This is a genomic window from Campylobacter sp. B0100352/1 (assembly GCF_020135855.1).
Taxonomy (GTDB): domain Bacteria; phylum Campylobacterota; class Campylobacteria; order Campylobacterales; family Campylobacteraceae; genus Campylobacter_D; species Campylobacter_D taeniopygiae.
The window spans coordinates 1-699 of record NZ_JACHTP010000089.1 but is presented as its reverse complement, the minus strand read 5'-3'; the positions used below and the strand labels follow the sequence as shown (position 1 = coordinate 699).

The 699-nt window shown below is 42.5% G+C and carries 1 protein-coding gene; it reads left to right on the top strand.

The window, feature by feature from the left end:
• On the top strand, nt 1-699 hold a 699-nt coding region (locus H2279_RS08660), incomplete at both ends, for a flagellar hook-basal body complex protein (protein ID WP_337196291.1).

Sequence of the window (699 nt, the reverse complement as noted above, 5' to 3'; positions counted from 1 at the left end):
CAAAGTAAGCACCAACGATGCCTTCACTAAAATCTTTAAAGGCCTTGATGGAGTTTTCCCTGCAGGAAACCAAGTCAAACAAAGCGAACTTTTAAAACTAAGTTCTTTCTCAGCCGGACTTGAAATTTATGACTCACTAGGTTCTAAACACACCCTAGAAGTGCAATTTGTAAAACAAAGCACCACTCAAGATGGAGGAAACGAATGGCAAATGATCATCCGTGTTCCAGAACCTGCAGAAATCAACACTACAGGCGAAGGCCCAAGCAATATTGTTGTAGGAACAGCAAGATTTAACAATGACGGATCTTTATCCTCATACAACCCTAGAACTTTAAATTTCTCACCAAACAACGGTGCAGCACCAAACCAACAAATCAAGCTTAGCTTTGGAACAAGTGGAAGTAATGATGGCCTTGTAAGTTCAAACTCAGCTTCAGCACTCACAAGCCAAGCAACCGATGGTTACCCTTCAGGAAACCTAAAACCAGACGCTATACGTGTGGATGATAAAGGAAATATCTTAGGCGAATTCACCAACGGAAAAACCTTTGCTGTGGCAAAAATGGCTATGGCTTCTGTAGCAAACAACTCAGGTCTTGAAGAAATCGGCGGCAATCTTTTCAAAGTAACTGCTAACTCTGGTAACATAGTTGTAGGTGAAGCAGGAACAGGCGGCCGCGGCGATATGAAGACTTC